Origin of the sequence: Neobacillus pocheonensis, from assembly GCF_050477905.1 — a bacterium.
GTDB lineage: Bacteria > Bacillota > Bacilli > Bacillales > Cytobacillaceae > Neobacillus > Neobacillus pocheonensis_A.
In genome coordinates this window covers 1-14,452 of sequence record NZ_JBCNAD010000020.1, presented here as the reverse complement: position 1 = coordinate 14,452, position 14,452 = coordinate 1, and the positions used below count along the sequence as shown (strand labels likewise).

Below are 14,452 nucleotides of genomic sequence, written 5' to 3'. Positions count from 1 at the left end.
TATTCATTTTATTTTCTTTTTAACTTGTTTTTTACATATGAATTAAAAAAACAAAGAAAATTTTCAGGGAATTATTTCAAAAAAACTATGTAGGGTAGTCATATATACACTTTATTATTTCCCTATATCCTTTTAATTACTTGCCGCAGGCTCTTTTTTTATGGTTTCCTTAATTTTTATAATAAAGAAAGTATTCATTAGTATGCAGTAAATAGCAAAAGAAATGGAAGTAGCATATGAAATAGATGTTATAAAATTATTTATTTTAAGCAATAAAACCCCTATAATAACATTTAGAAGAATTCCAATTATCTGAATAAAAATATATACTTTTTGGTTATTAGTGGCATTGAAATAATTTGCTGACACTCCTACTAAAGTCAAGGGGTAAATCCCTATTAATAATATTTGGGCTGCTTTTATACCGTTAATGTACTCAGGCATAAACCAAGTGATAAAATACGGAAGCAATAAATATCCAATTATCACAATAAAAAACATTATAAGGGCCAAAATTTTGTTAATTTTCCAATAAAAACGTTTAATTTCAATAAAATTACGTTTACTTACTAATTCCACAATTTTAGGATAGAAAACTTGGCTAATAACCTGAGGAATAAGCATCATTGTACTAAAAACAAGCATACCAACTCCATAGTTACCTAAGTCTTCCGGAGTCATATATATTGAGATAATGATTCTGTCAGTTGCAATCATTATACTCCAAATTATCCCTACAAGTAATATTGGGAAACCTACACGAATAAGGTCCATATATTCCTTATAGGTATGCTTTGCCCCCAATTTTGGAAATGTCTCTTTTGCAAGGGCAACTTCGATAATTAAAGAAAAAAGCATTCCAAAATATAGACCTGTATAACCAAAAATATACACAAATAATACAGTTAAAATGGATTGTGAAATACTTTTAATAGAAATAATTTTGGAAGCTTTTCTAAAGTTTTGTTCTGATTTATAGTACATTTCCACATAGCTAGAAATATAAGTAAAACCTGCAATTAATGAGGCTATCATTAGACCGATTTTATACTCAAATCTAATATCCGTAAAAAAAAGAATCCCACTTAGTACTAATAATAGCAAAACTGAAAAAAGAGGAATTGTAAACATAAATGAAAATACAGAAGATCTAATATCATATACTATTTTTATGTCATTCCTAGCTAAATAAAACGGTACTTCTCTATTCATTGCATTCAGTGTGCCCAATTGTAAGATTGGAGTAAAAGTAAAAATAAGTGATATTGTGAGCCAATAACCATATAATTCAGGTCCTAATACATTCCTTGTTAAAATTCCAACTAAAAATGTTAGGATTGCGTTAATCAGTGTCGCTGACCCCAAAGAAAAAATGTTATTAAGCATAGTATTGTTTTTTAAGTTATTAATCATGGCTAAACATTCCAATGACATATTTTTTATGACGCTCAATGACTACATAATTTTTAATGTGAGCTTCTTAACAAACTTTTGTATATAATTCCTCTTATTTTATTAGGAAGTACCCTGACGCTGCCCCTTATAACGATGTTTCTTACATAGTCATTTGTAGAAGTAAATTTTAAATCTAAAAATTCCTTTTGAAGCTTTACTTCATTTAGAAGATATTTGAGGCCACCACGGCGGTTGAACATAGCTTCACCGGCTCTCACATAAAGTAAAATTTCACCAAGATTAACAATTTTAAAGCCTTTTATTAACATTCTGACCCATAAATAATAATCTTCATTCCAAAGAAATGGCTTATAATTTCCGGCTTCAATAACTGCACTTTTTCTAAAAACAACAGACATATGATTTAATGGATTTCTATACCTTGCTTTTTTCTTAATTTCTTCGTAATTTAAAGGAACTTTTCTAATTGTTTTTATTTCACTAGGTTCGTCATCGAATTCAGCTATCCAGGAACCTAATACAGATATCGTCGGATCACTTTCCATTATATTTATTTGCCTTTCAAATCTGAATGGCAAAGAAATATCATCTGTGTCCATCCTGGCAACAATTTCATTAGAACAATGTTCAACACCAATTCTAAGCGCTTCACCAAGTCCAACATTATTTTTCAAACTTATAACTTGAAACAGATTAGGATATAAAACTTGAAATTGATTTACTATTTTATCTAAAGCTGCATTTAAAGGGCCATCTTTTACAAGTACAATTTCAGAAGGAACAAGTGACTGATTGATTATACTTTTCAGAGATTCCTCAAAATATATTGGATTTTCCTTATTGTAAACTGAAAGTAAAACCGAAAAACTCATAATCATTAGTTCCTTTCTAAATAAAGTAAAATTATTACTTATTTCTGTAAGGTTTTATCATTAGATAACATATCATTCTCAAGCCCCTCAATTATCTTATCATCTACGGCCAAATTAAACTTTCTTGCAAAAAGTTTCTGGGATGATTTTAATCGAGAATAATCTTTAATCGTTAAAATTGCAGGGCTATTTTTCCCCAGTGACCAATCAATAAATCTTAAATTGTTATTAATTACATTCTCTTTAAAAGGAGAATTCAAAATTATTATTTGAAAAAAATGCTCATCTGGGCATGCAGTATAATGAAACTTTTTTAAATAATCTGGGTCTTCGTCCAAATAATTTAGAATATATAACATACAATCATAGGTAATAGTAAACCACTGTGACCCATAATATAACTTCATACCTTTAAAATTATTTCTTCTTACAACAAATTTTTGAGGATATCTAATCATATTATCAATCATTCTCAAATAAAGTTTACGGTTGTTTTTATTTTCTCTAAAGAAATTAAAGCATTCAATCCTCCAATACAGGTCAGAAATGTCTTGATATTCAATAAATTCTTTCCCATAATGATCAGTTAAAAAAGTATTCATTTCAGACTGAGATTTAATAGGAAAATCTTGCCCACTAATATAATGGATATAATTATATTTTTTACTGGTGTCTCTAATTGATCTCATTAAACTTAAAGCTGCATTTACTTGACTTAATCCAGACCAGTTTACATTTATTCTTTCATCCAAAATAAATACATTTGTCGTGTTTTTAAATGCATTCTTCATTTTTGAAAAAAGACCATCATTACTTTTATCTACGTGGATAAATATATCATTTTCATCACTTAATAAAACATTAACTAATTTTATTAATTGTTTTTCCCCTGTATGGGCTTGAATCATATATGCTATTTTCAAATTATCCCTTCTTTAACAGAGTTTCTTTAAATAATATAAATGGTTTTTTCCAATTAATTTTGTTCCCAGGAATTTGGTTTCCTGCCATTAAGAAAGCGATGATTATAAATAAAAAAACAGGATTACCTCTTATGGTAAAAATAAATGTATTTGTTGAGCTATACATTATTAACATAGAGATGATAAACAATTGGAACATGTCTTTAACATCTCTAAACAAATAAATAATATAAAGAACCAAAATCAAATAGACAAATATTCCACAAAACTCCAGGATAAAAATATTAAAATTATGTGGATTGTTAGCAATAACATCTCTTATATGAGGAAATTCAACTAAATCTTTTCTTCCAATCAGCCAATCCGTTAATGATGATTGTTCCTTTAATTGTGTAAACACTCTAAACCACACACGTGCTCTCCAAGTACTAAATACATCTAAAATGTATCTGATTGATGCTCCACTAAATGTGTATAGGAAAATCACCACAAATTGGTATGTTAAGATTAAAGCTATATAACAAGTTTTAATCATCCTATTATCTCTAAATGGGATTATCACCAAAGCCCCTAAAATGGATACTAAAGGAGCAAAACTTGAAGTCCATATCAACATAATTGCACTAATAATAATAAAAACATATTTACTTTTATTTTTATTCAAAAATATATGGCTTATCAACAAAATACTGAATAGCAAATCGGGCCCTGCTGGACTTCCTTCAAATCCGATAAATCTATCTATAGAAGGAAAAAACTTATTTTCCAGATGTCGTATTTCATACGCAGAATATATATTTAACGGTGTATAAATAAAAATAATCGATAAAATCAAATAGAGAATTGCTGTTTTGTTAAAAATGGATATTATTTGAATCTTATCAAAATTCATTTGTTTTATTATAATAAAGGTTACAATCCAATAAATAATGTGGATATTTATTTTATGGTTGAAAGCCAAATATATTATTATATACAAAATAAACAAGAGATATACACGATTAAAAGAAAAATGAAATTTCGATCTATTAATGTATACATAAACTAATGAGGAAATATAAACCAATAATATCGTTAATCTGATATAGTCCACATAGTGAATATTAAGATTTGTCAAGAAAAACAAAAAAAAATGAATCCAAAATATTACTTCCTTTTTCACAAACATCTTCCTTTAAATATGATTTTGCAATACTCATCGCCATAAAAAAATAATAATCAATTGAGAAATTTGTAATGATTACAGCTCTAATAATTCCTCAATCAATTTATTATCCAAATCCTTCGCTTCAGTTTTCAATGGGGGCATTTTAAGTATCGGTTTAATATTCCCACATATAAAATTAGCAAAATCTTCTTTATTTGTGAAGATTTCCTCATAATATGGCTCTAGCGTTGGATTTAACTCTTCGCTATGAGGATTATAAGCAAAAATAGGTTTACCAATCAGATGCGCTTCGTAAACAACAGATGTGTTCATTGCAATTACAAAATCACTTTTCATTATTACTTCAATCGGATTTATTTCATTTTGATAAATTTCAATCTCTACATTTTTATTATCTAATAGCTGCTTATTTATACTCATATATCTTTTTAATGAATCAAATGGATGCAACTTAATAATTAAGGAAACTCTTTCGCTCTCCCAACTATTTTGTAAAGTTTGAATGATGTCACTAAATAATTTTTTTAGTTTTTCTGGATCACCTATATGCGTGTCAGGACTTGGGAACCATGAGATTATTATCTTACCGGGGTCTTTGACACTGATTTGATTAATGTTGTTTAAATGAGGAGGGCCTACAGTAATTATTTGGGTATCAGATGTTTTATAAGATTTGATTATGTCAGAAGATTTCTCATCCCAGGTCAACATTATATCAGAGATAGTCGAACTATAATTAAATTTGTCTGCAATATATCCATGTTGAACATTAATTGTTTTTACAAGGTTTATTTTTGCTTGCTTCACAAGATATCGCCCAAAAGGCTCAACATCATCTGCCAGCATAACCAAATCAAATTTATTATTTTCAAATATCTTTTTTATTACATTGTAATATATTTCAAATTCATACAGTTTAAATTTATTTTTTTTAAAATAAAGCTGTACTGATTTATTTTCACTTAAAACATTCAATATATTAAAACTTTTATTTCCAATATCATTCCAATTCATCAATTCTTGAATGCTTATTATTTCTTGATTGCTGTTATTTATTAAGAAATTTGCAACTCTTCTTGTCTTGGCAAGGTAATATATTTTAAATCCTTTTTCAAGTAACGTTTTTTCGAATGGAAGTAATGCCCTTGCAAAATTAATATGAAAACTTGCATTTATTAAAACATTTTTTTCTTTGTTATTAACAAAGGAATAGCTTTTTTTCTTATAAAAATCTTTGTTTAAGATAATTGAAGGATAAATATTGGTCTTATGTTGCATTTTCCGCAAATTCAAATCAATAATTTTTTTAAAAGGAATATTAGAGGGATCAAATTTTTGTCCAAATGGGGTCTTTATAGAAAGTACTTCTATATTAATTCCTTCTTCTAGAAGGCTCTCCTTTAATAGACGATTAATGAAATTATCCTGAACTTGGAAACTCAAAACATTATGTTCTTCTTTTAAAGTCTTTATAATGTACTCATTTTTAAAGTAGGGATAAAAAAATTTATAGTCAGAAATAAAATTATCAATTGTATTATCCTTGATTGCTAATTCCTTCATATATTTAAATGAAAGGAATTCTAAATGCTCTTTTATTTTTCTATTAATGCTCAATTCAATAACTTGAATTTTATTGTTGTCTATTATGAAATCATTCGTAATGGATAAGTTTGGTACTATTATTGCTATATTTTCGGAACAGTTTTTATTAAGATTTAGTACTTGACTAAACTCATTTTTGTTTTCAGTAATAATAATTCTTTTTAACACCAATATGTCTCACCTTCGTTGTAGAATAATATCAACTTATTTCTATCTTGCTCCACTTCCAGTAAAACATACCTTTATCGTCTTAATAATAATATTAATATCAAGTACAAAGTTAAGATTATTTATATAATAACGATCATGAATTAATTTTTCTTGGGGTGAAATGTCGTAACCACCATTTACCTGAGCCCATCCTGTAATTCCTGGTTTAACAGCTAACCTATCAATGAAACCTGGTATTTCTTTATTAAATTGTTCAGTAAAAAGTGGCCTTTCCGGTCTTGGACCTACTAAACTCATATCACCTTTAATAACATTAATAAATTGAGGAATTTCATCTATTCTCGTCTTTCGAATAAATGCCCCAATTTTTGTTACACGCGGGTCATTTTTTTCTGCCCATTGCGCGCCATTTTTTTCTGCATCTACACCCATAGACCTAAGTTTTAATACATTGAAATTTCTCCCATTTTGACCAACTCTTTCTTGTATAAAGAATACCGGTCCGGGGGTTTCTAGTTTAATAAAAAGACCAAATACCAATATTACTGGCATTGTAATAATAAGACCAAAAATCGAAAACAATAAATCAAAGAGCCTTTTAAAGGCAAAATATATCTTCTTTTTCTCATCGAAGCTATATCTATCAACATTTTTCGGAGTATGAATCTGTTGTTGAATAAACTCAAAAGTTTGTTTTGTTTCCACTTTAATGTCCACTCCCCAAATTAATTATTGTCTACTTACCAATTAATCTAAATTAAATTCTCTGCAAGAATTGTAGAAAATTTCACTCAAACAATATTAATCGAAAAAAAGATTAATATAATCATATATGAATAAAGTAATAAATATTATATTTATCTATTATAGCATACAGTGTCGATATTTGTAGTAATTTCCATTTTTCTGAGGTTTTTTTACCACAAGAAATAATATAACAAATAGATTACAAAAAAGAAACAGAAATTCTCTTTTGGAAAAAATTTTACATATAACATCAAAAAAATTTAAACTTCTAAAATATCTTTTTTATAGCTAAATCAATATTAATCTTAACATAACCTCTTAATATATTAATGAAAAAATGAATCATTATAGTGAATTTAAAAATAAATGCCTTTTATTAAATCATAACATCATTAGATTAGGTCCACAGATAAAAACTGGACATACTCACGTCCAGTTTTTTAATGGTTTATCTCTAATTTGGATGCCATAAATTTCATTAAATCGTCTCTTAATTCTTTATTCTCTAAAGCGAATTCAATGGTGGTTTCAATAAATCCTAATTTTTCACCGACATCATATCTTTTTCCTTCAAACTCATAGGCAAATACCCGTTGAATCTGATTTAATTTTTGAATTGCATCTGTGAGCTGGATTTCACCGCCAGCGCCTATTTCTTGTTTATCTAAAAACATAAAAATCTCAGGGGTAAAAATATATCTTCCGATAATCGCCAAATTTGAAGGAGCAGTTCCTAGCTCTGGCTTCTCAACGAAATTATTAACTTGATAAGACCGCCCTTTCTGATCAATTGGATCTACGATTCCATACCTATTTGTTTCGTTATCAGGCACTCTCTTTACTCCAATAACTGATGAATGTGTTCGATTGTGCTCATTTATTAATTGTTTTAAGCAAGGAGTTTCCGCTTTAACAATGTCATCCCCTAATAAAACAGCAAATGGCTCATTCCCGATAAAATTACGTGCGCACCATACTGCATGCCCAAGGCCCTTTGGCTCTTTTTGCCTAATATAATGAATATCAGCCATTTTAGAAGGCTCTTGAACCTTATGTAATAACTCAAACTTTTCTTTGTTGAATAAGGTTTGCTCCAGTTCATAGGCGTTGTCAAAATGATCTTCTATTGCCCTTTTTCCTTTTCCTGTTACAATTATTATATCCTCTATACCCGACTCAATCGCCTCTTCGACAATATACTGAATGGTTGGCTTATCAACAATCGGCAGCATTTCTTTTGGCATTGCTTTAGTCGCAGGTAAAAAACGGGTTCCAAGTCCAGCAGCCGGAATTATAGCTTTTCTTACTCTTTGCATAAGATTCACCCTTCCAATTATTTACTATTATTTTTTTTAAAGATAGATTTTTTAATAAAATTGATGATTAACTTAATCAATAAATAGACAAAAAATAGCATAAAAAATCCATACAAGCCGACTGCAATATCTGCAAATTCCATATGTCCGCTTCCTGTTATTTTTTGCTCTATTTCAATAGCAAATACAATGACGACTAATACTGTAAAAGTATAAATAAATGAAATCGCGGTAATACTCCAGTTGGAAATGACTTTAAAAGCAATTTGTGTGATCATAAAAATAAAAATACCTATAAACCCAATCACCCAAAAGTGAAGATCCTTATCAGTTAGGTTGTATCCTAAGGAATCCGTTAAACTCATGATAAAATCATGAAGCAAATTAACAATCATAACGATTAGCTTGATTATATTATCCATAGTGTTGCTCTTTTCTAATATTTTAATTTACGAAATATCATTAAAATAAGCACCCCGATCATTTAAGGGATGCCTAAGCATTCATACAATGATCAGTTATAACCAACTGGATTTGTACTTTGCCATCTCCAAGAATCCTGACACATTTCCTTAATACCCTTTTCTGCAACCCAACCTAGTTCAGATTTTGCTTTTTGTGGATTAGCATAGCATTCCGCAACATCCCCTGGCCTTCTATCCACAATTTTATATGGAATTCTCTTGCCAGATGCCTCTTCAAAGGCTGTTACAATCTCCAATACACTGTAACCTTTTCCAGTCCCTAAGTTATAGGCCTCAACACCATTAGATTTCATGACCTTTTCAAGTGCTTTTAAATGACCATGGGCAAGATCAACGACATGAATGTAGTCCCGGACACCCGTTCCATCAATGGTATCATAGTCATTCCCGAATACCTGCAGCTCCTTCAATTTGCCGATAGCGACTTGCGTAATAAAAGGCATTAAATTATTGGGGATTCCATTTGGATCCTCTCCGATTCGGCCGCTTTCATGGGCGCCAATTGGATTAAAGTATCGCAGTAATGCGATGCTCCAGTTATCATCTGCCACAACCAAATCCCGTAAAATTTCTTCAATCATTAATTTTGTCCGGCCATATGGATTGGTAGCAGCCAGCGCAAAATCCTCAGAAATTGGTACTTCCTCAGGCATTCCGTAAACAGTAGCGGATGAACTAAATACCAAATTTTTCACGCCATATTTATTCATGACTTCACAAAGAATGAGTGTACCCGTAATGTTATTATGATAATAGTGCAATGGAATCGATACGGACTCACCAACCGCTTTTAAGCCCGCAAAATGAATGACTGCTTCGATTTGATGATTGGAAAAGACATCCTCTAGTTCTTGCTTATCTAGCAAATCCAATTGATAAAACATAAAGTTCTTATTCGTTAACTCTTTTACCCTGTTTAACGATTCTGGTTTACTATTGGCTAAATTATCAACAATAATAATTTCATAGCCAGCATTTAATAATTCTACAGATGTATGGCTGCCAATATAGCCTGCTCCCCCTGTAACGAGAATAGCCATGGACAATACCTCCTATATTTCATCTAATACAAAATAATAAAAAATCTTTTAAAAAAGGAATTAAAAATGCGAAAAGACCAAATCTATGTATAGCATTTCCAATGCTTCCCTAACAAGATAACAAAAAATAGGGAAATAAGACTATATATCCCAAATTAATGATATCAAATAAATGTCTTTAAAAGCAATGAAAATAAACAAGGGCGCACTTTTGTTCTATTAATAAGACTATTTCATTCAGCTATAAATTTCAATCTCAGTGTGATTCTCTTGTTAAAATTATTTTAGATATTACAAAAGTAAAAGGAATGGTCATAACCGATGCTACCAGTGGGGAAATATCTTCATCCAACTTCATTAAATCAACCATTACAAAAATAGCAGCTGATGAAACGGATATATTCACGACGTAAGTGAGTGGAAACTGAATAAATTTTTTTAAGGTTGGCTTTGTTTTGTATGTAAAATAAGAATTTAGATAAAACGAGCCTACCATGCTTAGTAAAAAGGAAATAATATGTGCTGGCATATAATTAAAATGCGCTAAATTGTGGAAAAACAAATATAAAACATAATAGTTAAAAGTATTAATCAAGCCTACAATGACAAATTTCCAAAATTGAGCTGTTAAAAGAAACATTAATAAATACCTTCCTACATTCGTACATTTAGTTTCAACAATATAATGTAACTACTATTATTGACAAAAATCGGTAATTACTTTCTAAACTTTATGTTACATCACAAATGTAATGAAAACAAAATAAAATAGACGCCCAGTGTACAATTACGGGACGCCTATTTTCCATTTTTCATTATTTAATAAGATTGTTTAACTGATTCTCCGTATTTTGCGAAACAGAACCAGTGCCGCCAAAGATATAGAAGTTATTAATTTCACTACTATGCTCTGTAAGGAAAGAGCCTACCTGTGGTTCAAGGCTGTTGGTGGTAGTAAGCAGAATCGGCGCCATGAAATAGTTAGCAATCGCAGCTCCTGATAACGCATCTGGGAATAAGTCCCCTCTCGCAAAAGCTGCAGTACTTAAATCCATTCCAAAGTTTTCAATTCCATACTTGGCAACATTGATAGAAACCTCATATCGGTCTTTTCCGCTAATTCTTCCCACATAAGCTCCGGCATGCAGACTTTTGATTTGGGTGATGACGGAGTCCTTAACGGTTGCAGGGCCGCCTACGACAATAAAGTTCTCGATATTCGGATGATTTTTGATAAAGGTTTGAATGGCATCCGGCACCACACCAGAATTCACGAGCAAAACAGGCATTCCTATAGGGCCGGCGATAGAGGAAGCGGATAGCGCGTCTGGGAATACTTCTCCACTGGCAATAATCGCTGTGTCTGACTCCATTGTATCGGATACCCTTTCACCTACACTAGCAGCTACAGCAAATCGGTCTTTCCCGCCGATTCGTTCAATCCCAGCAACACCCAATGATTTTAATTGTGCTTCCACATTCGTGGAAACTGAGCCTGTACCGCCAAGAATAATCGCTCTTTCTGGCTTTAATTGTTTAATTTGTTCAATAACCGACTCTGGAAGTCCTTGAGAAGCAGTTAACAATATTGGAGCATCCTCAGAATAGGCAAGCGGGCCGCCAGATAACGCATCAGAAAATACATCCCCTTTGGCGATAATAACCGTACCGCTGTTGTTTCCTCCAATTAAACGCAATTCCTTGCTGATATTACTTGAAACCTCATATCGGTCCTTTCCTTGTAAACGCGAAATACCAGGCAAATTGATAGAGTAAAAAGCCATCACGGCATTCCCGCTATTTACGGATGCTGTTAAAGTAAATTGATTAAATCCATTCCGTAATGGGACATTTTGTTGAAATACGCCTGGAGAAGTAATATTGATTTCATCAGTAATGCTTCCTATAGAAAGGTTATTGGAATCAGATTTTCCAGAAAAAAGGAATACCTTGGATGAGCCTTTAGCCAATCGGACATCATTTGCAGTTGGACTGGTTACTTGCAGCGAAGGCATTGTTAAATCAGGCTGTTCTGAAAATGGCCCATTCACCTTGTATTCGTAATCGAGTGCGCCGTTCGTGTTGTTTATCACCACGAGGACGTAGGTTCCAGGAGGAAGGTCCAAGGCCCCCGTCGACGAAGGGTCAATCGTTTCAGCAGTGTCAAAGTTGTAAACGAAGCAGTCCAACCCATCATTATCAGAGTGAAGGGCATTAACTTCGAAACTTCCGCCATTTGTTTTGAAAACATATTTATGCAATTGATTACCTTGAATTTGACGCTTATAAGTTACTTCTGTAACAGCTGTTTGTGCAGTGAATGCTTTGCTGGTAAGTGGTTGTGATTCTGATTGCTGCTGCAGCTGTGAAATAATTTGTTTCATTTCAAGAGTTTCAGCTTTAGCAGATGGAACAAAGGACCCAGCTGTTAACACAATTGCGGCAAATAATGAAGAATATAATTTAGCACTCTTTTTCATATTGAGATGACACCCCTTTTTTATCTATTAAACCAATACTAATAATACTCTATAATAGAAAGAATTAATAGACTACTATATTCCATTTTTTAGGTTTGAAAAATACCTTACTGATTAGAAAACAGGAGATTAATCGCTAAAGGGCAAAGGATGCGATTATTATAGGCGGTCAAGGCAGTGTCAGTGAAACAGTCGAGAATGAAATCAGAAATATTAGCTTAAATATAAGAAGAATTGATGGAATTAATCGATTCGCTGTTTCAAGAAATATTGCAAACGAGCTAGGGAGTAGTACAACAGCTGTGGTAGCAATTGGACTCCATTTTCCAGACGCACTTGCATTTAAAAAGGAGACTGCCGCAGCAATCTCCTTTCATATTCTCTGTCCCATATCATTACTTTGATTATTTTTCCAGTACAAGCGTCTCCATCTGATGCTTAAATCGTTTCTGATTAATTTTTTCTATTGCAAAAAGAACCACATGTACAACCAGCACTCCTAGCGCAAAATATTCAAGAGCAAAATCGATATAATACCACGACAGGGTGGCTGTAATATCATAAATAGAGTGGATGATGACCACTAGCCATAGACTCCGTGTCCATAAGAGGATAAGACCTAACAATAAACCCATATTACTGTACGTGACGATTGCCCCCAGTTTAACAGACCAAGGCTCCTCTGTATCAAGCGTATGGTCAATACCGAATAAAATGGAGGTCAAGAACAAGGCCATCATCAGGAATAGGTCTCTTGATCCGCCTTCCCACCTTCGCCGGAACATTTTTTTAAAAATCATTAGCAGCAAAATGATGTAGGCAAGTCGCCAAACCTCTTCCAAACCGGCAAGAGCATCGGTATATAAATCAGAGCCAATCGTATCCACTTTATCAAAAAAGGCCAAAACCGGACCACCCGCTGCAATCTTCTCATCTTCCTCAGCGGCGAAGACCTGCGAATCTGTATAGTTTTGAATATATTGATCATAGTTATCGTTGAAATCTGTAAAGGCCATACTAGCATAAAGATTGATGACGGTACTGCCTAAATAGAAAATAAGAAAGGCACCCGTAAATTGCAGGATCCGTTGCCGGCTTGTCTTCGTAATGCTTCCTTCTTGGCCAAGGCGCCGGTAAAGCTTCCATCCAATAAAAAAGGAGGACACCATAACCGCATCATAAAGGGTACTAGCAAAATAGCTGTATCGAGATATATAAAGAAGGACTTCGGCGCCAATAGTTACAATAAGTATCGCGAAAAGTAACTTTTTTGAAATCGGTTTCGTTAAATTCGTTGTCATTAGCGTTACTCCTTTCCTTGTTATTTGATAAAAAATTTCCCGCTCATTTCCCAAGAATATTCGCTGCCAAAATTCCAAATCCGTTTAAAAACAGCAGGAATAAACAACAGGCAATGACCCACTTCCATTTTCTTGTCATGGCATGAACCCCTAACCGTTTTGGATTTACTAACTTTATTTTCACAAGATTATAATAGTTTTAATTTATCATACTGATAGGCAATAATCACCAAAATATTGTATCTATTTTAAATGTCGGTTTTTGCTCTATAGGATTCCATATTTCTTAGTGATTTTTCCACCCCAACTAACATATGAATGTACAAGCAGTTAGAGTTTATTTTTCAAAGCATTTCTACCATTTTACACTATATTTAACATTTTATTACGAATAGGGGTCTTTAAAAAATGAACCGGTTTGTCTCAATCATTCTTTTAGTTGTGGTGATTTTTGTGCTGAATTCCACCAATCCAGACCGCGCAGAATATATTGACTGGATCAATCACAAAACGATGGACAAGTCCTCGAACCTCCTTCAAAAAGGGATTCTCTCAGTTGCTGGGAAATCGATATTCGATGCAGGTACCACAAAATCTGATTATTTTATCTTCTCGATCTACGAAACCGATTTTACCGACGTAGGAATGGGAAAAGTTAAATCCATTGGGGTTTTCCATCAATTTATTCCGCTATCAAGCACTGAAGAAAAATAGTAAAAGGCCGAATGGATTTACTTTTCGGCCTTTAGTGATTAAAACTCCGTGGAAAATAATCTAAGAATTATTCAATAAACTCGGAAAACGCTTAACTAAAATAAGAGCATTCCGAAACGGGATGCTCTTTGGTAATTCCTTATTCGCTCTTAAAAACAAAAAAGAACAGCTCGTTCGTTAGCTGTCCCTTTTCGTGCCTGGCAACGTCCTACTC

At 32.2% G+C, this 14,452-nt stretch carries 13 protein-coding genes; 1 reads left to right on the top strand and 12 read right to left on the bottom strand.

All coding sequences use genetic code 11. The features are described 5' to 3' along the window. Positions 1–132 precede the first annotated feature (132 nt). The 12 genes from ABES02_RS10250 to ABES02_RS10195 all read right to left on the bottom strand — a co-directional run bounded on the left by ABES02_RS10250 (position 133) and on the right by ABES02_RS10195 (position 13,524). Entirely contained in the window at positions 133–1,413 is a 1,281-nt protein-coding gene (locus ABES02_RS10250) for an oligosaccharide flippase family protein (protein ID WP_430133832.1), read from the bottom strand. Between the two features lie 53 nt (positions 1,414–1,466). Beyond that, positions 1,467–2,288: a glycosyltransferase gene (locus ABES02_RS10245; RefSeq protein ID WP_430133829.1), complete on the bottom strand. Its 822-nt coding sequence runs from the start codon at positions 2,286–2,288 to the stop codon at positions 1,467–1,469. A 38-nt stretch (positions 2,289–2,326) separates the two neighbouring features. Then, positions 2,327–3,211: a beta-1,6-N-acetylglucosaminyltransferase gene (locus ABES02_RS10240; RefSeq protein ID WP_430133826.1), complete on the bottom strand. Its 885-nt coding sequence runs from the start codon at positions 3,209–3,211 to the stop codon at positions 2,327–2,329. A 1-nt stretch (position 3,212) separates the two neighbouring features. Continuing rightward, positions 3,213–4,373 (bottom strand): hypothetical protein, encoded by a 1,161-nt coding sequence (locus ABES02_RS10235; RefSeq protein WP_430133823.1) that lies wholly within the window; start codon positions 4,371–4,373, stop codon positions 3,213–3,215. A 78-nt stretch (positions 4,374–4,451) separates the two neighbouring features. Then, complete coding sequence (locus ABES02_RS10230; protein WP_430133820.1) at positions 4,452–6,152, bottom strand: hypothetical protein; 1,701 nt, start codon at positions 6,150–6,152, stop codon at positions 4,452–4,454. A gap of 42 nt (positions 6,153–6,194) precedes the next feature. Continuing rightward, positions 6,195–6,821, bottom strand: a complete 627-nt coding sequence (locus tag ABES02_RS10225) for a sugar transferase (protein ID WP_430134903.1) — start codon at positions 6,819–6,821, stop codon at positions 6,195–6,197. A 521-nt stretch (positions 6,822–7,342) separates the two neighbouring features. After that, a complete protein-coding gene (gene galU, locus ABES02_RS10220; RefSeq protein ID WP_430133817.1) occupies positions 7,343–8,218 on the bottom strand; it encodes a UTP--glucose-1-phosphate uridylyltransferase GalU in 876 nt (291 codons plus the stop codon). Between the two features lie 17 nt (positions 8,219–8,235). Continuing rightward, positions 8,236–8,640, bottom strand: coding sequence for a hypothetical protein (locus ABES02_RS10215; RefSeq protein ID WP_430133815.1), 405 nt, complete (start codon positions 8,638–8,640; stop codon positions 8,236–8,238). A gap of 92 nt (positions 8,641–8,732) precedes the next feature. After that, on the bottom strand, positions 8,733–9,743 hold the full coding sequence (gene galE / locus ABES02_RS10210; protein ID WP_430133812.1) for a UDP-glucose 4-epimerase GalE: 1,011 nt from the start codon (positions 9,741–9,743) through the stop codon (positions 8,733–8,735). Between the two features lie 256 nt (positions 9,744–9,999). Next, positions 10,000–10,383, bottom strand: coding sequence for a GtrA family protein (locus tag ABES02_RS10205; protein ID WP_430133809.1), 384 nt, complete (start codon positions 10,381–10,383; stop codon positions 10,000–10,002). A gap of 175 nt (positions 10,384–10,558) precedes the next feature. Continuing rightward, complete coding sequence (locus ABES02_RS10200) at positions 10,559–12,223, bottom strand: cell wall-binding repeat-containing protein (protein ID WP_430133806.1); 1,665 nt, start codon at positions 12,221–12,223, stop codon at positions 10,559–10,561. Positions 12,224–12,627: 404 nt separating this feature from the next. Beyond that, entirely contained in the window at positions 12,628–13,524 is an 897-nt protein-coding gene (locus tag ABES02_RS10195; RefSeq protein ID WP_430133803.1) for a CPBP family glutamic-type intramembrane protease, read from the bottom strand. 408 nt (positions 13,525–13,932) lie between these two features. On the opposite strand from ABES02_RS10195, the gene ABES02_RS10190 reads away from it, so the two are divergent. Further along, on the top strand, positions 13,933–14,238 hold the full coding sequence (locus tag ABES02_RS10190; RefSeq protein WP_430133800.1) for a DUF4359 domain-containing protein: 306 nt from the start codon (positions 13,933–13,935) through the stop codon (positions 14,236–14,238). The last annotated feature ends 214 nt before the right edge of the window (positions 14,239–14,452 follow it).